At 70.7% G+C, this 20,494-nt stretch carries 22 protein-coding genes; 14 read left to right on the forward strand and 8 right to left on the reverse strand.

The window, feature by feature from the left end; genetic code table 11:
* Positions 1 to 24: 24 nt before the first annotated feature.
* The 3 genes from R2N01_RS04645 to R2N01_RS04655 all read right to left on the reverse strand — a co-directional run bounded on the left by R2N01_RS04645 (position 25) and on the right by R2N01_RS04655 (position 1,894).
* The gene (locus R2N01_RS04645) at positions 25 to 285 is read right to left on the reverse strand and encodes a hypothetical protein (RefSeq protein ID WP_316668927.1); all 261 of its coding nucleotides are present in this window, start codon (positions 283 to 285) and stop codon (positions 25 to 27) included.
* Positions 286 to 289: 4 nt separating this feature from the next.
* Positions 290 to 700: an EndoU domain-containing protein gene (locus R2N01_RS04650; protein ID WP_316668931.1), complete on the reverse strand. Its 411-nt coding sequence runs from the start codon at positions 698 to 700 to the stop codon at positions 290 to 292.
* Positions 701 to 826: 126 nt separating this feature from the next.
* A complete protein-coding gene (locus tag R2N01_RS04655) occupies positions 827 to 1,894 on the reverse strand; it encodes a peptidoglycan DD-metalloendopeptidase family protein (RefSeq protein WP_316668933.1) in 1,068 nt (355 codons plus the stop codon).
* A gap of 314 nt (positions 1,895 to 2,208) precedes the next feature.
* On the opposite strand from R2N01_RS04655, the gene rpsB reads away from it, so the two are divergent.
* The 9 genes from rpsB (at position 2,209) to R2N01_RS04700 (ending at position 10,886) form a co-directional block, all read left to right on the forward strand.
* A complete protein-coding gene (gene rpsB, locus R2N01_RS04660; RefSeq protein ID WP_316668935.1) occupies positions 2,209 to 3,069 on the forward strand; it encodes a 30S ribosomal protein S2 in 861 nt (286 codons plus the stop codon).
* 28 nt (positions 3,070 to 3,097) lie between these two features.
* The gene (tsf, locus tag R2N01_RS04665; protein ID WP_316668937.1) at positions 3,098 to 3,910 is read left to right on the forward strand and encodes a translation elongation factor Ts; all 813 of its coding nucleotides are present in this window, start codon (positions 3,098 to 3,100) and stop codon (positions 3,908 to 3,910) included.
* 263 nt (positions 3,911 to 4,173) lie between these two features.
* Entirely contained in the window at positions 4,174 to 4,887 is a 714-nt protein-coding gene (gene pyrH, locus R2N01_RS04670; protein WP_316668939.1) for a UMP kinase, read from the forward strand.
* A 71-nt stretch (positions 4,888 to 4,958) separates the two neighbouring features.
* Positions 4,959 to 5,480, forward strand: a complete 522-nt coding sequence (gene frr, locus R2N01_RS04675) for a ribosome recycling factor (protein WP_316668969.1) — start codon at positions 4,959 to 4,961, stop codon at positions 5,478 to 5,480.
* 26 nt (positions 5,481 to 5,506) lie between these two features.
* Positions 5,507 to 6,382: a phosphatidate cytidylyltransferase gene (locus R2N01_RS04680; RefSeq protein ID WP_316668941.1), complete on the forward strand. Its 876-nt coding sequence runs from the start codon at positions 5,507 to 5,509 to the stop codon at positions 6,380 to 6,382.
* A gap of 47 nt (positions 6,383 to 6,429) precedes the next feature.
* The gene (rlmN, locus tag R2N01_RS04685; RefSeq protein WP_316668971.1) at positions 6,430 to 7,563 is read left to right on the forward strand and encodes a 23S rRNA (adenine(2503)-C(2))-methyltransferase RlmN; all 1,134 of its coding nucleotides are present in this window, start codon (positions 6,430 to 6,432) and stop codon (positions 7,561 to 7,563) included.
* An 8-nt stretch (positions 7,564 to 7,571) separates the two neighbouring features.
* Positions 7,572 to 8,741 (forward strand): 1-deoxy-D-xylulose-5-phosphate reductoisomerase, encoded by a 1,170-nt coding sequence (gene dxr, locus R2N01_RS04690; protein ID WP_316668943.1) that lies wholly within the window; start codon positions 7,572 to 7,574, stop codon positions 8,739 to 8,741.
* 118 nt (positions 8,742 to 8,859) lie between these two features.
* Positions 8,860 to 10,002, forward strand: coding sequence for a flavodoxin-dependent (E)-4-hydroxy-3-methylbut-2-enyl-diphosphate synthase (gene ispG, locus R2N01_RS04695; protein ID WP_316668945.1), 1,143 nt, complete (start codon positions 8,860 to 8,862; stop codon positions 10,000 to 10,002).
* Positions 10,002 to 10,886 (forward strand): GNAT family N-acetyltransferase, encoded by an 885-nt coding sequence (locus R2N01_RS04700; protein ID WP_316668947.1) that lies wholly within the window; start codon positions 10,002 to 10,004, stop codon positions 10,884 to 10,886. The genes ispG and R2N01_RS04700 overlap by 1 nt, the downstream gene beginning before the upstream one ends.
* 348 nt (positions 10,887 to 11,234) lie before the next feature.
* Here the strand turns inward: R2N01_RS04700 and R2N01_RS04705 are convergent, their stop codons facing one another.
* Positions 11,235 to 11,378: a hypothetical protein gene (locus R2N01_RS04705; protein ID WP_316668949.1), complete on the reverse strand. Its 144-nt coding sequence runs from the start codon at positions 11,376 to 11,378 to the stop codon at positions 11,235 to 11,237.
* Positions 11,379 to 11,630: 252 nt separating this feature from the next.
* On the opposite strand from R2N01_RS04705, the gene R2N01_RS04710 reads away from it, so the two are divergent.
* Positions 11,631 to 13,394: a proline--tRNA ligase gene (locus tag R2N01_RS04710; RefSeq protein WP_316668951.1), complete on the forward strand. Its 1,764-nt coding sequence runs from the start codon at positions 11,631 to 11,633 to the stop codon at positions 13,392 to 13,394.
* Between the two features lie 124 nt (positions 13,395 to 13,518).
* On the opposite strand, the gene R2N01_RS04715 is transcribed toward R2N01_RS04710, so the two are convergent.
* Positions 13,519 to 14,553 (reverse strand): hypothetical protein, encoded by a 1,035-nt coding sequence (locus R2N01_RS04715; RefSeq protein WP_316668953.1) that lies wholly within the window; start codon positions 14,551 to 14,553, stop codon positions 13,519 to 13,521.
* A gap of 91 nt (positions 14,554 to 14,644) precedes the next feature.
* Between R2N01_RS04715 and rimP the strand changes: the two genes are divergently transcribed.
* Positions 14,645 to 15,118 carry a ribosome maturation factor RimP gene (gene rimP / locus R2N01_RS04720; RefSeq protein ID WP_316668955.1) on the forward strand — a complete coding sequence of 158 codons (474 nt, stop codon included), beginning with the start codon at positions 14,645 to 14,647 and terminating at the stop codon, positions 15,116 to 15,118.
* A 1-nt stretch (position 15,119) separates the two neighbouring features.
* Positions 15,120 to 16,112 carry a transcription termination factor NusA gene (gene nusA / locus R2N01_RS04725; protein ID WP_316668957.1) on the forward strand — a complete coding sequence of 331 codons (993 nt, stop codon included), beginning with the start codon at positions 15,120 to 15,122 and terminating at the stop codon, positions 16,110 to 16,112.
* A 220-nt stretch (positions 16,113 to 16,332) separates the two neighbouring features.
* Here the strand turns inward: nusA and R2N01_RS04730 are convergent, their stop codons facing one another.
* From R2N01_RS04730 to R2N01_RS04740, 3 genes are read right to left on the reverse strand one after another with little or no spacing between them, the layout of a single operon-like run.
* On the reverse strand, positions 16,333 to 17,946 hold the full coding sequence (locus R2N01_RS04730) for a hypothetical protein (RefSeq protein ID WP_316668959.1): 1,614 nt from the start codon (positions 17,944 to 17,946) through the stop codon (positions 16,333 to 16,335).
* The gene (locus R2N01_RS04735; protein WP_316668961.1) at positions 17,946 to 18,887 is read right to left on the reverse strand and encodes an ABC transporter ATP-binding protein; all 942 of its coding nucleotides are present in this window, start codon (positions 18,885 to 18,887) and stop codon (positions 17,946 to 17,948) included. Before R2N01_RS04735 ends, R2N01_RS04730 begins: the two co-directional genes overlap by 1 nt.
* Positions 18,877 to 19,572 (reverse strand): TetR family transcriptional regulator, encoded by a 696-nt coding sequence (locus R2N01_RS04740; RefSeq protein WP_316668963.1) that lies wholly within the window; start codon positions 19,570 to 19,572, stop codon positions 18,877 to 18,879. Before R2N01_RS04740 ends, R2N01_RS04735 begins: the two co-directional genes overlap by 11 nt.
* A gap of 123 nt (positions 19,573 to 19,695) precedes the next feature.
* On the opposite strand from R2N01_RS04740, the gene R2N01_RS04745 reads away from it, so the two are divergent.
* Together R2N01_RS04745 and R2N01_RS04750 are read left to right on the forward strand one after the other, a co-directional pair.
* On the forward strand, positions 19,696 to 19,944 hold the full coding sequence (locus R2N01_RS04745) for a YlxR family protein (RefSeq protein ID WP_316668965.1): 249 nt from the start codon (positions 19,696 to 19,698) through the stop codon (positions 19,942 to 19,944).
* A gap of 247 nt (positions 19,945 to 20,191) precedes the next feature.
* On the forward strand, positions 20,192 to 20,494 hold a 303-nt coding region (locus R2N01_RS04750), incomplete at its 3' end, for a translation initiation factor IF-2 N-terminal domain-containing protein (protein ID WP_316668967.1).

The following is a 20,494-nucleotide window of genomic DNA, read 5'->3' on the forward strand; positions in this document are numbered from 1 at the left end:
CGGCTCGCCAGCGACCGCGAACGGTCATGCGGCGGTCTGCCGCTGCCGTTCGAGGGCCTTGGTGGCGAGCTCGACGAAGGTCCACGAGTCGGAGTACTCGTCGAGGGCCCGCAGCAGCAGGTCTTCCGGGATCGTGACGTGGGCGTCCATCATCATGCCGAGGGCGTCGTAGGCCACCGCCTCGTCGTCGTAATCGGCGAGGTCTCCTTGCACAACCGCATTCAGGCTGGCCGCCTCGGGCAGGGTGGCGTCAGCCAAGGCGAGCAGTTCCTCGGACACGTCCATGGAATCAGCCTATGCTCCGGAGTTTGCCGTTGTGAATCCTTTTCACGCCCCTGCCATGGTCGGGATGAACGGTTATGACGACTGGCCCTGAATCTGGAACACGTAGTCGCACGGTGACACTGACGTCGTCGACGACAGCGGTCAGGTTGTATCGAGTATCGGAGGATGTGGTGATCTTCTCGGGCCGGTCGATCACCTGCCGGGTCACGGCCATGATGCGGTCGGCGTCCCAGTCCCTCGGGAAGGCGATCTGGCCTTCGCGCCTCTCGGCCTCGACGGTGGCGTACAGGTGGCCGCCGGTGCGCCTGCCGTTGTGGCGGGTGCTGCCCGCGATGACGTGCTCCCTCGCTTCGTCGAGGCCGCGGACATCGGCCGGGCCGAACGGCAGCCGGTGGCCGTCGGACGTGACGTACACCCGGCCGTCTCCGCTCGGGGCGGGTCCCAGCGGGGCCGGTGAGCCGGCCCCGGCGGCCGACGGACGCGTGCCCCGGTCCGCTCGGGGCCTCTTCGGGCGGAGCCCGGGTTCTGGCGACACGCCCGGTCACGGCAGGTATGGCGCGGGATCGACGGCCGAGCCGTCCAGGTAGACCGAGAAGTGCAGGTGGCAGCCGGTGGACAGGCCCGTCGTGCCGACGTAGGCGATCACCTGGCCGGCCTCGACGTGGTCGCCCACCCGCACCAGGCCGATGCTCTCGTCGGCGAGGTGGTTGTAGGAACTGGAGCGGTGCCGGCCCTCCATCGTGCCGTGGTCGACCTCGATGCGGTTGCCGAAGCCCTGCATCGGCGCCGCGTAGGTGACCGTGCCCGACCATGCCGCCCTTACCGGCGAGCCGCACGAGGCTCCGATGTCGAGCCCGTCGTGCAGCTCATAGGTGCCGAGGATCGGGTTGATCCGATTCGAGAACGGTGAGGTGACGGGCCCGTCGGCGGGCCACCCCGGCGCCCCGCCGCCCGTATTCGCCGCCTGACGGAGGCGCTCCACCCACCAGGCCGGCAGCACCCGGTGGATCGAGGCATCGGCGGGCAGCAGACTCACCTCGCCGGTGCCGTTGCCCCCGTTGATCCAGGCCAGCGGGTCCAGGTACTCGTCGCCGCGTTTGAGACCCAGGTGCAGGCAGGCCCGCTCGGAGCAGTGACCCTCCAGCAGGGTGCCGATCTGCTGGCCCGCCGTCACGTGATCGCCCCGCGCGACGACGGGGGCCACCGGCTGGTAGGTGGTGCGCAGGCCGCCGGTGTGGGTGACCGTGATCATCTGCAGGCCGTCGATCGTCCCGACGAAGGTGATCGTGCCGTCGGCCGCCGCGTGCACGACGTCGCCGTCAATGCCGCCCAGGTCGACACCCCGGTGCCCGGCCTGCCACTTCCTGGCCGGCGGATCGTAGCCCCGCAGCACGGGGCCGTCGATGGGGATCACACGTGCGCCATCGGCCTGGGCCATGCCGGGGCAGGCCGCGATCAGCATGAGGACGCACTGCACCAGCACGACGGCGCCCCGGGCCGGGCCCGTGAATCGTCGTGGACGTCCGGGCCGGACGGTTGCGGTGGGACGGTGGGATCGCGGCCCCGGCTCATCGGCCGGCCGCGGGCGCGTGCTGGGTGCGTTCGTCATGCCCGGAGTGTGCGCACCTGCGGTCGGACTTTCCGCTCCGCAGCAGTCTGTGGAAAACTCCGACGCCGGATGGGAGCCCGCCCCGCTCGCCCGCAGGGCCCGTACCGGGGACCGAATTTCCCACAGGGGGCATCGCCACGTAGACTGATCTGCGCAGTCCGCACCGGCGGACTGACTTCGCATGCGCGGAAACGGTCGTCATCGCGCGATCGTGGGCTTCCGGCGTGGTCCCGGGGCGACGGGCCCCGGGTACCGGGACGAGCGCATCAGGGGAAGCGGGCAACCGCGTCCGACAACCACGAAAGGAGACGGCAATGGCCGTCGTCACTGCTCGCCAACTGCTCGAGAGCGGCGTTCACTTCGGTCACCAGACCCGCCGCTGGAACCCGAAGATGAAGCGCTTCATCTTCAACGAGCGCAACGGCATCTACATCATCGATCTGCGTCAGTCCCTGGCCTACATCGACCGCGCCTACGCCTTCGTCAGGGAGACCGTCGCCAGGGGCGGCCAGATCCTCTTCGTCGGCACCAAGAAGCAGGCCCAGGAGTCGGTCGAGGAGCAGGCCCTGCGCGTCGGCATGCCCTTCGTCAACCAGCGCTGGCTCGGCGGCATGCTCACCAACTTCCAGACCATCAGCAAGCGCATCTCCCGTCTGAAGGAGCTCGAGGCCATGGATCTGGAGACCGTTCAGCCCGGCGGCTTCACCAAGAAGGAGCTCCTCGGCTTCTCCCGCGAGAGGGACAAGCTGGCCAAGTCCCTCGGCGGCATCCGCGACATGGGCAGGACGCCCCAGGCCGTGTGGATCGTCGACACCAAGAAGGAGCACCTGGCCATCGACGAGGCCCGCAAGCTGCGCATCCCCGTCGTCGCGATCCTCGACACCAACTGCGATCCCGACGAGGTCGACCACCCGATCCCGGGCAACGACGACGCCATCCGCTCGGTCTCCCTGCTGACGCGCATCATCGCCGACGCCTGCGCCGAGGGCCTGCTGGCCCGCTCCGACGCCCAGACCCGGAGCGGGGCCCCTGCTGAGCCCATGGCCGAGTGGGAGAAGGAGCTCCTCGAGTCCGGCGACAAGGCCGTCCAGACCGAGAAGACCGACCCCGAGGCCGGCCGGTTGAACGCCGAGGTCGCCGACGCCGCCCAGACCGAGGCCGCCCAGGCCGAGTGAACACGAACTGTTAGGAACGGATACCCGCATGGCAATCAAAGCCGCTGATGTGAAGAAGCTGCGCGACGCGACCGGCGCCGGCATGATGGACGCCAAGAAGGCCCTCACCGAGGCCGGCGGCGACTTCGAGAGGGCCGTCGAGGTCTTGCGCGTGAGCGGCGCCGCCAAGGCCGCCAAGCGCGCCGACCGCGATGCCGCCAACGGTCTCGTCGCCGCCTCGGGCAATGCCCTGATCCACCTCGGCTCCGAGACCGATTTCGTCGCCAAGAACGCCGAGTTCATCGAACTCGGCGAGGCCATCGCCGAGGCCGTCGACAGGGCCGGGGCCGACGGCCGCCAGGCGGCCCTCGAGGCGCAGCTCGCCGACGGCCGCACCGTCGGCGAGGCCGTCGAGCGGATCGCCGCCAGGATCGGCGAGAAGATCGAGCTGGCCGACGCCGCCTATCTGCCCGGGACCATCGACGTCTACCTGCACAGGCGCAACCCCGACCTGCCCCCGCAGGTCGGGGTGGCCGTCGCCTACGAGGGCGACGACGCCGAATTCATCCACTCGGTCTCGCTGCAGATCGCCTCGATGAGCCCCCAGTTCCTCTCCCGCGAGGACGTCCCCGCCGATGTGCTCGCCAAGGAGCAGCGCATCGCCGAGGAGACCGCGAAGGAGGAGGGCAAGCCCGAGAGGATCATCCCGCGCATCGTCGAGGGTCGCGTCAACGCCTTCTACAAGGACGTCTGCTTGCTCGAGCAGGTCAGCGTCGCCGATGACAAGAAGTCTGTCGGCCAGCTGGCCGACGACCACGGCGTCACGGTGACGCGCTTCGTGCGCTTCGCGGCGGGCGCCTGAGCCCGGATCCGGACCCCCACCCGGAGACGACCGGGGCGGGGCCCACGGGCATTGCCGGGCACGCCCGCCGGGAACCGGACGTCCCGGACACGTGGGGCATGCGCCCGGGCGCTGCCGCATCCCGGGCCGTCCGCCGGCGCGAGCCGCCGCTGCGCGCGGCGCGGCCGCCTCGACACGAACGACCCTGCCGGTAGGGCGGGCCCGCAACCGGTAGAGTGTCCCCAACGCCGCGACCGTGCCGACTCGTGCCTCAGGAGGACAACGTGCCCGAACCCTTCCATCGCGTCTTGCTCAAGCTCTCCGGCGAGGCCTTCGGCAACGGGAAACTCGGCGTCGACCCGCACATGGTCCGCACCATCGCCAGGCAGATCGTCGCGGTGACCAGGGCCGGCACGCAGGTGTCCGTCGTCGTCGGCGGCGGCAACTACTTCCGCGGCGCCGAGTTGCAGGCCGGCGGCATGGACCGCGACCGCGCCGACTACATCGGCATGCTCGGCACCGTCATGAATGCGCTCGCCCTGCAGGACTTCTGCGAGAAGGAGGGCGTGCCCACCCGCGTCCAGAGCGCCATCACCATGGGCCAGGTCGCCGAATCCTACATCCCGCGCCGCGCCGAGCGCCACATGGAGAAGGGCCGTATCGTCATCTTCGCCGCCGGCTCCGGCATGCCGTACTTCTCCACCGACACGGTCGCGGCCCAGCGCGCCCTCGAGATCGGCGCGGAGGTGCTCCTCATGGCCAAGAACGGCGTCGACGGCGTCTTCGACGCCGATCCGCGCACCGATCCGGACGCCACCATGTACTCCGACCTGAGCTATGACCAGTTCCTCACCCAGGACTTGAAGGTCGCCGATGCCACGGCCGTCAGCCTGGCCCGCGACAATGATCTCAACATGATCTTCTTCAACCTCGACGACCCCGACAACATCATGCGGGCTGTACGCGGCGAGAAGATCGGCACCCTCGTGCACTGCTGACCGGCAGGGCACAGCACTTCCCGAAAGGAACCATCGTGACGGCAGAAATCATCAGGGGCGCCGAGAAGAAGATGGGGGGCACCATCGCCTTCGCCAAGGAGGACTTCGCCACCGTGCGCACCGGCCGCGCCAACCCGGCCATGTTCAACAAGCTCGAGGCCGACTACTACGGCACGCCGACCCCGCTCCAGCAGCTGGCCTCCTTCAGCTCACCCGAGCCCCGCACCATGCTCATCACGCCCTATGACAAGGGCGCCCTCGGCGCGATCGAGAGGGCCGTGCGCGACTCGGACCTCGGCGTCAACCCGGCCAGCGACGGCAACGCCATCCGCTGCGTCCTGCCCGAGCTCACCGAGGAGCGCCGCAAGGAGTACATCAAGGTCGTGCGGAGCAAGGCCGAGGAGGCCCGCGTGACGATCCGCGGCCACCGCCATCACGCTCTCGAGGCCATCAAGAGGAAGGTCAAGGACAAGGAGATCGGCGAGGACGAGGCCAAGCGCGCCGAGAAGAATCTCGACGCCACCACCAGGAGGCACGTGGCCCGGATCGACGACCTGCTCAAGGCCAAGGAGCAGGAGCTGATGTCCGTCTGAGGGCATCGACGCCGGTATCGACAGCCATGACCTCCACGGATCCGACGGCGGCCGACGGCCGGCCCGTCCGCGAGCACCGGACGGGCCGCAATCTACCGGTCGCCATCACGACCGGCGTCGTCCTCGGCGCGATCGTCATCGCCACCCTGCTGTGGTGGCATTGGGGTTTCGCGGTCTTCATCGTGGTCGCCCTGACGGCCGGCGTCTGGGAGGTCTGCAATGCCGTCGAGCGGATCGGCGCCCGTCCGGCCCGGTGGCCCATCCTGATCGGCACGCCCGTCCTCGTGCTCGCCTCCTACGCCCTGTTCGGCGCGGGCGAGCGCGAGCGCGCGATGGGCGTGATCATCGGAGTGCTCGCCCTCATGGTGGTCGTCTGCCTGCTGGTGCGCATCCCCCAGGGCACGAGGGGGTTCGTCAAGGACGCCGCTGCCAGCCTCTTCACCATCGGCTACCTGCCGCTGCTCGGCTCCACCTGCACGCTCATGCTCGCCGATGACCACGGCGGCAGCCGCGTGCTGTGCTTCCTCATCGCGGTCATCGCCTGCGACACCGGCGCCTTCGCCCTCGGGGTGATGCTCGGCAGGCACAGGATGGCCCCGAGGGTCAGCCCCGCCAAGAGCTGGGAGGGCCTGGCCGGCGGCCTGGTCGTCGCCCTCGTGGCCGGCGCCCTCTCCGTTCGCCTCATGCTCCACGCCCCTCTCTGGGTGGGCGCCCTGATGGGTGTCGTCGTCGGCGCCATCGGCGCCCTCGGCGACCTGGTGGAGTCCGCGATCAAACGCGATGCCGGCATCAAGGACATGTCTCACGTCCTGCCCGGGCACGGGGGGGCGATGGACCGGCTCGACTCGATCGTCCTGTCGGCTCCAGCGGCTTGGTTCGTGATGTACCTTCTCGTGGTGTGAGCCGGAACACCACCGAGCCGGTCAGGGCCCTCACCATCGAGAGGATCATGTCCGCGGGGCCCGGACGGCGCCCGCCCAGGCACTGGATGGACCTCGCTCCGGCCGAGCGCGTCGACGCGGTGCGGGCCATGGGCCTGCCGGCCTTCCGCGCCAGGCAGATCTCGACCCACTGGTTCACCCGTCTGGAGGACGACCCCACCGGATGGACCGATCTTCCGGCCGCCGCGCGGGAACGGATCGCGCAGACCCTCTTCCCGCCGCTCATGGAGTCCATCGAGGAGCTCACCGCCGACCGGGGCGCCACCGTCAAAACCGCGTGGCGCCTGCACGACGGCTCGATCGTCGAGTCGGTGCTCATGCGCTACCCCCACCGCACCACCATCTGCATCAGCTCCGAGGCCGGCTGCGCCATGGGCTGCCCGTTCTGCGCCACTGGCCAGGGCGGTCTGCAGCGCAATCTGTCGGCCGCGGAGATCGTCGCGCAGGTCCTCCACGGCGCCCGTCTGCTGGCCCGGGGCGCGGTACCCGGCGGGCCGGCGCGCGTCAACAACGTCGTCTTCATGGGCATGGGCGAGCCCCTGGCCAACTTCGCGTCGGTGCTCGCCGCGGTCGAGGAGCTCTCGCGCCCCGAGCCCGACGGCCTGGGCATCTCCGCTCGCGGCCTGACCGTCTCGACCGTCGGCGTGGTGCCGCGCATGCGCCGGCTCACCGAGGCGGGCCTCCCCGTCACGCTGGCCGTCTCGCTGCACGCTCCCGACGATGAGCTGCGCGATGAGCTGGTGCCGCTCAACCAGCGCTTCGACATCGACGCGGTGCTCGACGCCGCCCGGGAGTACGCCCGGGTCAGCAGACGCCGTGTCTCCATCGAGTACGCCCTCATCAAGGACGTCAACGACCAGGCCTGGCGCGCCGACCTGCTGGCCCGCCGCCTCGCCGAGCGCGGCGACCGGGGCTGGGTGCACGTCAACCTCATCCCGCTCAACCCGACGCCCGGCTCCAGGTGGACCGCCTCGCGCCGTCAGGACGAGAAGGCCTTCGTCGAGCACCTGGAGAGGCACGGCATCCCCGTGACCGTGCGCGACACCCGCGGCCGCGAGATCGATGGCGCCTGCGGCCAGCTGGCCGCCAAGGTGAACAGTGATCCGGCCCGGTTTCCCATGGCCGGGCGCACGGGGCCATAATCACGCGGGTGCGAGATGTTGTGCTTCTGGGCAGTACCGGTTCGATCGGAATGCAGACCTGCGAGGTGATCGACGCCCGGCGCGGGGACTTCCGCATCGTGGCGCTCGGCGCCGGAGGGAACCGGATCGCCCGACTCGCCGAGCAGGCGGCGCACTTCGCCCCGAGGGCGGTCGGCATCGCCGCGGCCGGGCACGAGGACGAGTTCTGGGCCGCCTTCGAGGCGGCCGGTGGCGCCGATCGTCCCGCTCTCATCTGCGGCCCCGAGGCCAGTGCGGAGCTTTCCGCCGTGAAGGCCGATGTCGTCCTCAACGCCATTACCGGCGCGGCCGGTCTGCTGGCCACTCTCGCCGTCCTGGACGCCGGGACGACGCTGGCCCTGGCCAACAAGGAGTCCCTCGTCGTCGGCGGGCACCTGGTCACCGACAGGGCCCGGCCCGGCCAGCTGGTCGCCGTCGACTCCGAGCACTCCGCCTTCGCCCAGTGCCTGCGCGGCGGCGGACGGCGCGAAGTGCGCAGGCTCGTGCTCACCGCCTCCGGCGGCCCCTTCCGGGGCAGGAGCCGCGCCGAGCTCGCCGACGTGACGCCGCAGCAGGCTCTGGCCCATCCCACCTGGGCCATGGGCCGCGTCATCACCATCAACTCGGCCACCCTCGTCAACAAGGGCCTGGAACTGCTCGAGGCCGCCCTGCTCTACGACGTGGACCTGGACGACATCACCGTCGTCGTGCACCCCCAGTCGGTGGTCCACTCCGGGGTCGAATTCTTCGACGGCGCCACGATCATGCAGGCCTCCCCGCCCGACATGAGGCTGCCCATCGGCCTGGCCCTGACCTGGCCCGAACGCATGGCAGGCGCCGCCGCCGGCTGCGACTGGTCGGAGGCCACCGGCTGGACCTTCGAACCGCTCGACTCGCAGGCCTTCCCGGCCGTCGAGCTGGCCCGCCGCGCCGGCCGGGCGGGCGGCACCGCACCGGCCGTCTTCAACGGCGCCAACGAGACCTGCGTGGACGCCTTCTGCGAGGGGCGCATGGGCTTCCTGGAGATCACCGACACGATCGCACGGGTCCTCGACGAGCATCTGGCCGACGGTCATCGGGGCGACGCCGGGCTGAGCATCGAAGCCGTGCTGGCCGCCGATGCGTGGGCGCGACGGCGCGCCGCGGGTCCTGCGTGCTGAGGCCCGATGACCACCGGTCCCCGTCGCCGGGCGGACCGCGCACCGGTGAGGGCTCCTGGGCGGGTTGGAGAACAGCCTGACCGGGTCCCCGTCCTTGAGGGCCGGATACCCTTGGGGCATGGCTGACAACCTTCTCATCGACTCGCAGGAAGCGGCCCCGACTGTCGCCGTACGGCGCAGGACCCGCAAGATCCGCATCGGGAAGATCGCAATGGGTGGCGACGCCCCGATCTCCGTGCAGTCGATGACCAACACTCTTACGGCGAACATCAACGCGACGCTGCAGCAGATCGCGCAGCTGACCGCCGCGGGCTGCGACATCGTCCGCGTGGCCGTCCCGAGCCAGGACGACGCCGAGGCACTGCCCGCCATCGCCGCCAAGTCCCCGATCCCGGTCGTCGCCGACATCCACTTCAACCCCAAGTACGTCTTCGCGGCCATCGAGGCCGGATGCGCCGGCGTGCGCGTCAACCCCGGCAACATCAAGAAGTTCGATGACAAGATCTCCGAGATAGCCGAGGCCGCCACCGATCACGGCACCGGCCTGCGCATCGGCATCAACGCCGGCTCCCTCGACAAGCGTCTCATGGAGATGTACCGGACGGACCCGGCCGGTGCGCTCGTCCAGTCCGCCCTCAACGAGGCCCGCCTCTTCGAGGAGGTCGGTTTCGGCGACTTCGCCATCTCGGTCAAGCACCATGACCCGGTCATCATGGTCCAGGCCTACCGCCGCCTGTCCGCCGCCTGCGACTACCCGCTGCACCTGGGCGTCACCGAGGCGGGCCCCGCCTTCCAGGGCACCATCAAGTCCTCCGTCGCCTTCGGGGCGCTCCTGGCCGAGGGCATCGGCGACACCATTCGCGTCTCCCTGTCGGCCGACCCGGTCCAGGAGGTCAAGGTCGGCGTCAAGATCCTCGAGTCGTTCAACCTGCGCCCCCGCCAGTTCGAGATCGTCAGCTGTCCCAGCTGCGGTCGCGCCCAGGTGGACGTCTACACGCTGGCCGAGCAGGTCACCGAGGCGCTCAAGGACATGACCGTCCCGATCCGCGTGGCCGTCATGGGCTGCGTCGTGAACGGTCCCGGCGAGGCCCGCGAGGCGGATCTGGGCGTCGCCTCCGGCAACGGGAAGGGACAGATCATCCAGAGGGGCCGGGTCATCAGGACCGTGCCCGAGAACGAGATCGTCGGGACCCTCATCACCATGGCCCACGAGATGGCGGCGGAGTTCCAGGAGCAGGGCGAGCCGCAGGTCGTCGTCTGATGCCCTTCGCCCATCCGGCCGGTCCCGTCTCGCCCGTCCCGCTGCGGGGCCGAGCACGGGTCCTCGGTCCGGTGGACCTTCCGGCGCTGCGCGCCCTGCTGGGCGAGCACCCGCTGGAGAACGTCTTCATCAGTTCGCGCCTCGATGCGGCCGGTCTCTCGGCCGCCGCCCTCGGCTGCCGCATCTGGGGCTACTTCCGCGGCGGCGGGCTGACAGCCGCCTGCCATGCGGGCGCGAACCTGGTCCTCGCCGGCGACGACTCCGGGGCCCTCGACGCCTTCGTGGACCATCTGGGCCCGCGCCGTACCAGCCAGGCGATCATGGGGCGCTCCTCGAGCGTCATGGCCATCTACGAGCGCCTCGTCTCCCGCTGGGGCGGGGCGTGGCTCGGTGCCCGGTCCATCCGTGTCCACCAGCCGCTCATGGCCATCGACCGGTCGCCGGACGTGCCCGGGGACCGGCGCATCGAACCGGTCACCGCTGACCGCTTCGAGCCCTACTTCGATGCCGCCGTGTCGATGTACACCGAAGAGGTCGGCGCCAGCCCTCTCGACGCCACCAACAGCTACGCCACGCACATGCGGGAACTCATCGGGACGGGACGGGCGTTCGGCGCCTACGACGAGGATTCGGGGCGCTTCTGGTTCAAGTCCGACATCGGCGCCGTCCACCGCGACGCCTGCCAGATCCAGGGCGTGTGGGTGAGCCCCGAGATGCGGGGCAGGCGCTTGGCGGCGCCCGCCATGGCCCGCGTCGTCGAACTGGCCCGCCGCCGGCACCCGGTGGTCTCGCTGTACGTCAACGACTACAACACCGCCGCGCGCGCCGTCTACGCCCACGTGGGCTTCCGGCAGGTCGGCGAGCTCGGCACCATCCTCTACTAGAGGGTTTGGTACTGGAGGGTTTGGGCGACTCCGGAGACGCGGACGATTCGGACGACCGGCTTCGATCCCCTGGGCAACGGCCCGCCGCCTTCCGAGCACGGTCGGCGGGACATCGCGGTGGGTCAACGGAACGGATCCCCTTCCAGCAGATGGACGGCTTCAGCACCACCATCATGCCGGTCAGGGGCCCGTTCCCTCATTCCCGCTCTGTGACCACGACGTCATGACCCACGCCCTCCGGGGCCGGACCGCCGCGCGGGCCGCGAGCGCCTGGGGGCTCGCTCGCGTCCACCTGCTACTGCTGAAGTTCCGTCACCACGACCCCATCGTCCTCGCGGCCGGCGACCGTCACGAAGCCTTGCGCCCGATGCCTTGGCCGCGGAAGAGCTCGTCGGCCCGCACGCCGACCTCGGGCGTGCGCTCGTCCACGAAGCCGTGGCCTGGGCGGTCAGGCGGGAGGAGGGGAGCCCAGATGACGGCCCACGGGGACATCCTCCACCGTTGCGACGGCGCCGAAGTCTCCACGCGTCGGAATCAGGCCAGCACTCGTACGCTCAGTGAACAGCCGGGGCCTCCCGCGCATGCCGTGGAAGGCCGGACAGGACGCCCCCGTCCAGCAACCCACGCGTCATTGCGCGATCAGGCCCGGCCCACCAGAACCTCGTCCGGTCCGGGGCCGCCCATACCGTCTAGGATTGGCTCGGCATGGCTTCGAGAAAGGCTCCTGTTCCCGTGATTACCCGAATGAGCACGCTCTTCGTGCGCACGCTGCGCGACGACCCGGCGGACGCGGAGGTCCCCAGCCACCGCTTCCTCGTCCGGGCCGGTTACATCCGCCGCGTCGCTCCCGGCATCTACTCGTGGCTGCCGCTCGGCCTGCGCGTCCTGTCGCGCGTCGAAGCCATCGTCCGTGAGGAGATGGACGCCATGGGCGCCCAGGAGGTCCGCCTGCCGGCCCTGCTGCCGCGCGAGCCCTACGAGGACTCCGGCCGGTGGACCGAGTACGGCCCCAACCTCTTCCGGCTGGTCGACCGCAGGGGCGCCGACATGCTCCTCGGACCCACCCATGAGGAGATGTTCACCCTCATGGTCAAGGACCTCTACTCGTCCTACAAGGACCTGCCGGTCACGCTCTACCAGATCCAGAACAAGTACCGCGACGAGGCCCGTCCGCGCGCCGGTGTGCTGCGCGGACGCGAGTTCGTCATGAAGGACTCCTACTCCTTCGACGTCGACGACGAGGGTCTGGACGCCAGCTACGCCAGGCACCGCGAGGCCTACATCCGGATCTTCGACCGCCTGGGCTTCGAGTACGTCGTCGTCAGGGCCAACGCCGGCGCCATGGGCGGTTCGGCCTCCGAGGAGTTCCTGGCCGTCACCGACAACGGCGAGGACACCTTCGTGCGCTCGCCCGGGGGCTATGCGGCCAACATCGAGGCCGTCACCGTCCCGGCGCCCGACCCGGTGCCGTACGATGACGCCCCCGCCGCCAGGGTCGTCGACACGCCCGAGGTGCCGACCATCGACACCCTCGTCGACCTGCTCAACAGCAGCTACCCGCGGCCCGATCGCGCCTGGACCGCCGCCGACACCCTCAAGAACGTCGTGTTCATGACGGTGGCCCCGGGCGGCGCCCGCGAGCCCGTCGTCATCGGCCTGCCGGGCGACCGCGCCGTGGACCCCAGACGCCTCGAGGCGGCCATGGCCCCGGCCGAGGTCGTTGACTTCACCGACGAGGACTTCGAGCGGTTCCCGCAGCTCGTCAAGGGCTACATCGGCCCGGCCAAGGAGGGCGCCCAGTTCCTCGGCGCCGAGGCCCCCGCCGGGGTGCGCTATCTGCTCGATCCCCGCGTCGTGCCCGGCACCAGCTGGGCGACCGGCGCCAACGAGGACCAGCGCCATGTCATCGGGCTGGTCGCGGGCCGGGACTTCACCGGTGACGGCACCGGCGACGTCGCCGAGATCCGCGAGGGCGACCCGGCCCCCGACGGCTCCGGCCCGCTGAGCCTGGCCCGCGGCGTCGAGATGGGCCACGTCTTCCAGCTCGGACGCAAGTACGCCGAGGCCCTGGGCCTGAAGGTCCTCGACAGGAACGGCAGGCTCGTCACCGTCACCATGGGGTCCTACGGCATCGGCGTCACCCGGGCCGTCGCCATGATCGCCGAGTCCAGCTGCGACGAGAGGGGCCTGTGCTGGCCGCGCGAGGTCGCACCGTTCCAGGTGCAGGTGCTCGCCACCGGCAAGGGCGACGAGATCGCCGCCAAGGCCGCCGAGATCGCCGAGGCCCTCGACGAGGCCGGCGTCCCCGTCCTGCTGGACGACCGCGGGGCCAGCCCCGGGGTGAAGTTCAACGACGCCGAGCTGCTCGGCATGCCCACCATCCTGGTGGTCGGCCGTGGTCTCGCCCATGGCGTCGTCGAACTGCGCGACCGCGCCAGCGGCGAACGACGCGAGATCGGCGTGGACGAGGTGGTCGAGCAGGTGCTCGCCGCCGTCCGCGACGAGTGATCCCCCGCCTCCCCGCGCGCCTCGGGCAGAAGCCCTCCCCGCCTGCCGCCGCTGCGGCTCCACCCCCGCCTCCCCGCGCGCCTCGGGCAGAACCGCGGGCCCATTGGGCCCCCTTCACGGGGCCTCACACCCAGCCGGGCCACCAGCTCGTACCGAGCCCGTGCAGGGGCGCCTGACCCGCCTGTTCCACGGCCTTGCCGACGATCTCGTCCAGGCCGTACAGACCGGGGGCCTGCTGGATGCTGCTCTCGCCCGGGCTCGACGAGGACGAGCCGCTCGCCCCCGGCGTGGCGGCGGCCAGCCGCAGCCAGCCGGCCAGCACGTCGTCCTCCAACCCGGCCCAGATGCCGTCGCGGGCATCCGCGTCGTCGGGATCACCGCTCAGCCCGTACTCCAGGTCGGGGCCGGCGGCCTGCCCGCCGTCCGCGGCGATGCGCTCGGCCAGGTCGACGCGCAGGGCGTCGACCTGGTTGCGGCGGGACGACATGTCGGGACGGGTCCCGCCCGAACGACCGATCATCGTCTCCAGCCCGTAGCGCAGCGCGTCGACGCGGCTGACGAGCGCTGCGGCGGCGTCCAGGGCGCTTCCGGCCCCCACGCGCACCGGAACGGCCTGCCCGGCGATCGGGGCGGGGGAGAGCGTCGAGCCGTTCATGACGGCCGCCGAGCGCCCGGCGAAGACGGCCAGGGAGCTCCAGAGCATGCGCATCGAGGCGTCCTGCTCGGCGGCCGCCGCTGCGGAGTGCGAGGCGACCGCGTCCTGGTAGGCCTGCGCGAGGGAGTCCTGCGCGGCGGCCGGGCCGGTGGGCGCGGCCGTGGTGCTCGGCGCCGGCGAGTCCGCGGTCGGGGAATGATCGCTGCTCGTGCCGCCCAGCGGGTCGGCCTGCAGCAGCACTTGGATGTGCGAGGCGTGCGCGGTCGCCGCGCCCTCGCACCACGCGCCCAGGTCCTCGCCGCCCTGGCGGCCGGACACGGCGGTGCGGCAGGCCTCGACGAGTGCGGCCAGATCGGTCTCGACCACGGCGCCGACGTATCGGGGGTCGTCGGGGCCCAGTGCGTCCGTCGCGGCCGCCGACCCGGCCCGGACGACGGGGGAGGGCGCGCAGGCCGCGAATGAGCCGAGGACGGGGACGGCCAGAATCATCCTGCGGGAGACCATGCCCAACACCCTAGTGCGGGCTGCTGCGCCCGCGCCCTCGCCTATGCTGGAGAGGACAACCGAGGCAACAAGAGGATGAGGGGGCCGGTCTGTGAAAGAATCAACGCTGGTATCCGTGCTCGGGCCGATCGCGGCCGCGCACGGACTCGAATTGGACGATCTCACCGTGGTGGACACCGGTGGGCGCAGTGTTCTGCGCGTCATTCTCGATGGGGACGGCCCCGACGGCCATGGCCCCGCCATCGACGACATCACCGAGGCCACGCGCGCCATCTCGGCCGCGCTCGACGGCTCCGATGCCGTCGGCAATGCTCCTTACACGCTCGAGGTCGGCTCCCGCGGTGTGTCCTCGCCGCTGGAGCGCCCGGCCCACTGGCGCCGCAACGCCTCCCGGCTGGTCAGGATCACCCCCGTCGGAGGCGGTGCGTTCGTCGGCCGGATCCGGGACGTTGACGGGACCGGCGCCGAGCTGGACGTCAACGGGCGGAGGCGGCGCGTGGACTTCGCCGAGGTGCGCCGCGCCGTCGTCCAGGTCGAGATGAACCGCAGGGATCAGGAGGCCTGAGGTGGACGTGGACATGTCGGCCCTGAGGGCCATCGGCAATGAGAAGGACATCCCCCTCGATTACCTGGTGAGCGCCATCGAGGATGCGCTCTACAACGCCTACACCAAGACGGACGGCCCCAAGCCCGGGGCCCGTATCGTACTCGACCGCAGGTCCGGCCGGGCCTCGGTCATGGTCCCCGAGCACGATGCGAACGGCGATCTCATCGGCGAGTACGACGACACCCCCGACGACTTCGGCCGCGTCGCCGCGTCCACCGCCCGCCAGGTGATCTTCCAGCGCCTGCGCGAGGCCGAGGACGAACGCAAGTACGGCAAGTTCAGCGCCTCCGAGGGCGACATCCTCACCGGTGTCGTCCAGAAGGACGGCGACAGCAAGACCGTGCGCGTCGACCTGGGCGAGATCGAGGGCTTCATGCCCCTGGCCGAGCAGGTCCCCGGCGAGACGTACGAGCACGGCAGGCGCCTGCGCGTCTACGTCGTGAGCGTGCGCATGGAGGCCCGCGGCCCCCGGGTCATGGTCAGCCGCACCCACCCGAATCTCGTCAAGAAGCTCTTCGAGCTCGAGGTCCCCGAGGTGGACCAGGGCGTCGTGGAGATCATGGGCATCGCTCGCGAGGCCGGCCACCGCTCCAAGATCGCGGTCGTCTCGCACAACGCCGACGTCTCGGCCAAGGGCGCCTGCATCGGTCCGATGGGCCAGCGCGTGCGCGCCGTGATGCACGAGCTGAACGAGGAGAAGATCGACATCATCGACTGGTCCGAGAGCCCCGACGTGTATGTCGGAAATTCGCTGAGCCCCGCCAAGACGGTCAGCGTCGAGGTCATCGACGAGGCGGCCCGTACCGCGCGCGTCATCGTGCCGGACTACCAGCTCTCGCTGGCCATCGGCAGGGAGGGGCAGAACGTCCGGCTCGCCGCGCGGCTGACCGGATGGAGGATCGACATCAGGCCCGACATCACCCCTGACTCACCCTCTGGAACCTCCAGTTGACCCGGGCATTTCGTTGTGGTAGTTTTTAAATTAGGTTATGAACGACCGGTTGAGGGTGAATTATCCTCCCGCTCGTTTGCACCTAATGGCTGGGATCCCAGGGGGTGGGGATCCCAGCCGCTTCTCGTCCGTTCCCTCCGCTTCCCGCGTCCTCGGGCCCCGGGTGGGCCTTCGAGGACCGGTCCCGGTCGTGTCCCCGCGCCATTCGCCCATGATCCGGTCACTGCACGTCACGGCGCCGGAAACCGGCGAAACCGATTCCGAACAGGACCACTGAGATGATCCCGAGGACGATCGGTCCGCTCCACGATGCACCGTCCGCCGTGATGTTCGGCACGTGGTGCATGGGACTGATCGACAGCGCCCAGTCCGGCAGCCCGAACGTCGGGCCCAGCAGGGTGATGCCGAAGGTCGCCACGATGCCCGCCCAGCCGATCAAGCGCATCGCCGGGCGCGCGCCGATGACCGCCGCCGTGAGCCCGACCAGCGTCCAGACGGCCGGGATCGTGCAGGCGGCCTGACCCAGTACGTCGCCGGTCGTGACGTCCGTGCTCCCGGCCGTGTTCACCAGGCCGATGCCGGCACCGGCGATGAGCATCGCGCACCCGGTCGCCACCAGCGCCACCAGGACATTGGCGGCCAGGTAGCGGCTGCGGCGCAGCGGGCCGGCCAGCAGCGGTTCGACCCGGTGATCGGTCTCCTCCGAGTGGATGCGCATGATGAGCTGCGTTCCCAGGACCGCGGCGATGATGCCCAGCAGCTGCAGGATCGTCGCGATGAAGGAGGACGACAGCTCGTCCATGCTCGTCCCGCCCGAGGCCAGGAGGGCGGCGATCACGGGGTTGTCGGCCAGGATCGAGCCCACCGAGGTGCTGAGCGTGCCCATGACGAATCCGAGCACGGCGAAAGCCGCTCCCCAGCCGACGAGCGCCCCGCGGTGCAGGCGCCAGGGCAGCGACCAGACGTTCAGATGCGGGGCCGAGGCCCGTCCGGGCCGGGGGGAGACGACGCCGAGGCCGAGGTCCCGGCGCCCGGCCGTGATCATGGCCGCGCCGAACAGCACCGCCGTCAGTCCCAGGGCGGTGAGCAGCGGCAACGGGTCGTCCTCGATCGCCGGACCGGTCCGTTCGAACCAGCCGAACGGGGTCAGCCACTGCGTCCAGCCCGGCGCCCCGCTCGAGTCGAGGTAGCCGCGGACGATGTAGAGCGCGCCCATGATGCCGATGGCCATCGAACTGGCGGTATGCGCCTCGGAGCCGAGCTGCGCGGTGAGTGCGGCCAGCGAGCCGAAGACCAGTGCGGAGGCCGCGAAGGTCGCCGACAGGATGAGCGTCGGGACGGCCTCGCCGCCGAATGCCCGGGTGAGGACGAAGCAGAGCACGCCGAGCCCGGCCGAGGCCAGGACGGTCACCGCGATCGGTACGAGCAGACGCGCCCGGCGGCTGATGACGCCCGAGGCGATGAGCTCGGCGCGGCCGGAGTCCTCGTCCGCACGGGAGTTGCGTACGACGAGCAGGATCGCCATGAGACCCGACAGCAGGGCGCCGAGCATGCCGGCGCGCCAGGCGTTGAAGCCGTCGTTCGTCATCAGATCGCGGGCCGGTCCGAAGACCAGCTCGAGCGCCGGGCTGGAGGACACCGTCAGGAACAGCGCCGCGCGGTCGCCCGCATCGGGGAAGATCCACCGGTAGGCGATGATCGAACTCGCCGACAGGGCGCTGATGAGCACGACCCACGGCGCGATGTTGCGACCGTCCTGGCGCAGCGTCGTCCTCAGGAGAGGTCGGAAGCCTGCCGGGAGCGAGGGCCCGCGGGCGGTCGTGGCGGGGGACATCAGGCACCCTCCTGCCCCTGCGCGTGCCCGGCCGTGCCGGCCGCTGCGGGCTCGTCCCCGTACTGGTGGAGGAAGAGGTCCTCCAGCGAGGCGGGCGAAACCGTCAGATCGGACATCCCGAAGGGGACGAGCGCCGCCATCGCCTCGTTGATGCGATCCGGCTCCACCGCGGCGCTCAGCACGCCGTCGGCCCCGAGGCTCGCATCGGCCAGCGCGGGCAGCGCGGCCGGGTTCCCGGGCGCCCGGTCCAGACGGGTGCGGAGGCTCGTGCGCGTGCTGCCGCGCAGCTCGGCCAGGGTGCCGGAGGAGACGATGCGGCCATGGCGGATGATGCTCACCCGGTCGGCCAGCGCCTCGACCTCGGACAGGATGTGGCTGGACAGGAGCACCGTACGGCCCCTGGCCCTCTCGGCGACGATCTCGGACTGGAAGGCGGCCTCCATGAGCGGATCCAGGCCGGAGGTGGGCTCGTCGAGGATGAGCAGTTCGGCATCCGAGGCCAGCGCCGCGATGATGGCGACCTTCTGCCGGTTGCCCTTCGAGTACTGGCGGCCGCGCTTGGCGGGCTCCAGCTCGAAACGCTCGATCAGTGCGTCGCGGCGCCGCCCGTCCAGTCCGCCGCGCATGCTGCCCAGCAGGTCGATCGCCTCGCCGCCGGACAGGCCCGGCCACAGCGAGACGTCGCCGGGCACGTAGGCCACGCGCCGGTGCAGCTCGAGCGCGTCGCGCCAGGGATCGCCGCCGAGCAGCTCGGCGTGGCCGCCACTGGCGCGCAGCAGGCCGAGCAGGACGCGGATGGTGGTGGACTTGCCCGCGCCGTTCGGCCCGAGGAAGCCGTGCACCTCGCCCGGCGCGACCTCCAGGTCGAGGCCGTCGAGGGCTGTGAACGAACCGAATCTCTTGATCAGGCCCTTCGTGAGGATCGCCTTGTCAGAGCGCATGGCCGTGGCCCTCCTCGAGGTGCTCGGAGCGCACCGCCGGCGCCTGCCCGCCCTGCGCCAGGTCGGCGCGGACCACCGGGAGGAGCAGTTCGACGAGCCGCTCGGGACTCAGGCTCGCCAGTGGTTCCATGCGCAGGATCCTGCGGGCGATGATCGTGCCCAGCAGATGGCTGGCCGTCATGGTGAGGCGCAATCGCGCCTGTTCGGGGGCGAGATCCTCCAAGCGCTCCGAAACGGGCTCGACCAGCGCGGAGAACAGGAAGCCGAGGAGGGTGCTCAGCTGCTCGGGGTCGTCAAGCGCGCGGCGCAGCAGGGCGGTCATCTGCGGCCCGCTGCGCGGGCTCTCCCAGATCTCGACGAAGCTCCTGGCGACGAGTTCGGGCAGCTCGTCCGAGGAGGTGACCGAGGCGAAACGGGCCAGGACCTCCTGCGGTTCGATCGGGATCTCCATCGCCTGCCCGAACAGGGCCTCCTTGCCGCCGAAGTAGTGGTTGATGAGGGCCGGGTCGACCCCCGCGCCCTGCGCGATCTCGCGCACCGGGGTACCGGCGTAGCCCTTGGCCGCGAACAACTCGCGGGCGGAGGCGATGATCGCGGCGCGAGTCGCCGCGGCGCCGGCGCGTCGGCGCCGCGCGGGGGCGCCCGCCCCGTTGGCTGCGGGGTTCGTGTCGGATGAGGAGTCCATCGGAAATCCTTTCAACATCTGTTGAATTAGAGGATGGCATGCCCTCGCAGGGAATTCAACACGAGCCGAGAGGCTCCCCGGCCCCTCCGGGCGACCGGTGGGCGGCGCGGTTATCCTTGCCGGGTGAGCACGTCCCGACCGATCCGTACCTGCGTCGGATGCCGTCGTACCGACGAGCGGTCCGCGCTGCGCCGTTATGTGCGCGCCGACCGGGGGCTGGTGCTGGACGAGGCCTGCCGCGCGCCGGGCCGGGGCGCCTGGGTGCATCCGGACCGGGAGTGCTGGACCAGGGCGCTGCGCGGAGGGTTCGCCCGCAGCTTCCGCGCGCCAGTGAACCCCGACGCGGTCGACCGCACGCCGTTCGGGCGATGAGGCCCCGCGCATCCGCCGAGTCCGGACGGGCCCGCCATTTGGCCTGCAAGGGGTGTCCCGGAGTAGAGTGATCGGTGCGCGTCGCTCCGGCGTGCAGTCATGCATTCAGTCGTGCCGTGAGGTGCGGCGTGTTCCCAGTGATCTTCAGAAAGTGGGCTAACGCTCATGACCACTCGATGAGTACGCAGCAATGAGCACAATCGACGACTAGCCGGTCCTGGCAGACGCCCGGACCTGAAGGAGAGTAGTGGCCAAGGTCCGCGTCTACGAGCTCGCCAAGGAGCTCGGACTCGAAAGCAAAGAACTTCTGGCGAAGCTGAAGGACATGGGCGAGTTCGTTCGTTCCGCCTCGTCAACCATTGAGGCCCCCGTAGTGCGCAGGGTGACCGAGAAGGTCAGGTCCGAAGGCGCCGGGGGCGATTCGTCATCCGCGTCCAGGCCCGCGGCGACCCCCAAGGCGCCGCGCTCGTCTGCGCCCAAGGTCGGCTCGTCCGCTCCGGTCGCGCGCCCCAGGGCGCCGAAGGCCCCCGACGCCCGCTCCGGCGACGCC

It is taken from the genome of uncultured Propionibacterium sp. (assembly GCF_963539965.1).
GTDB lineage: Bacteria > Actinomycetota > Actinomycetes > Propionibacteriales > Propionibacteriaceae > Propionibacterium.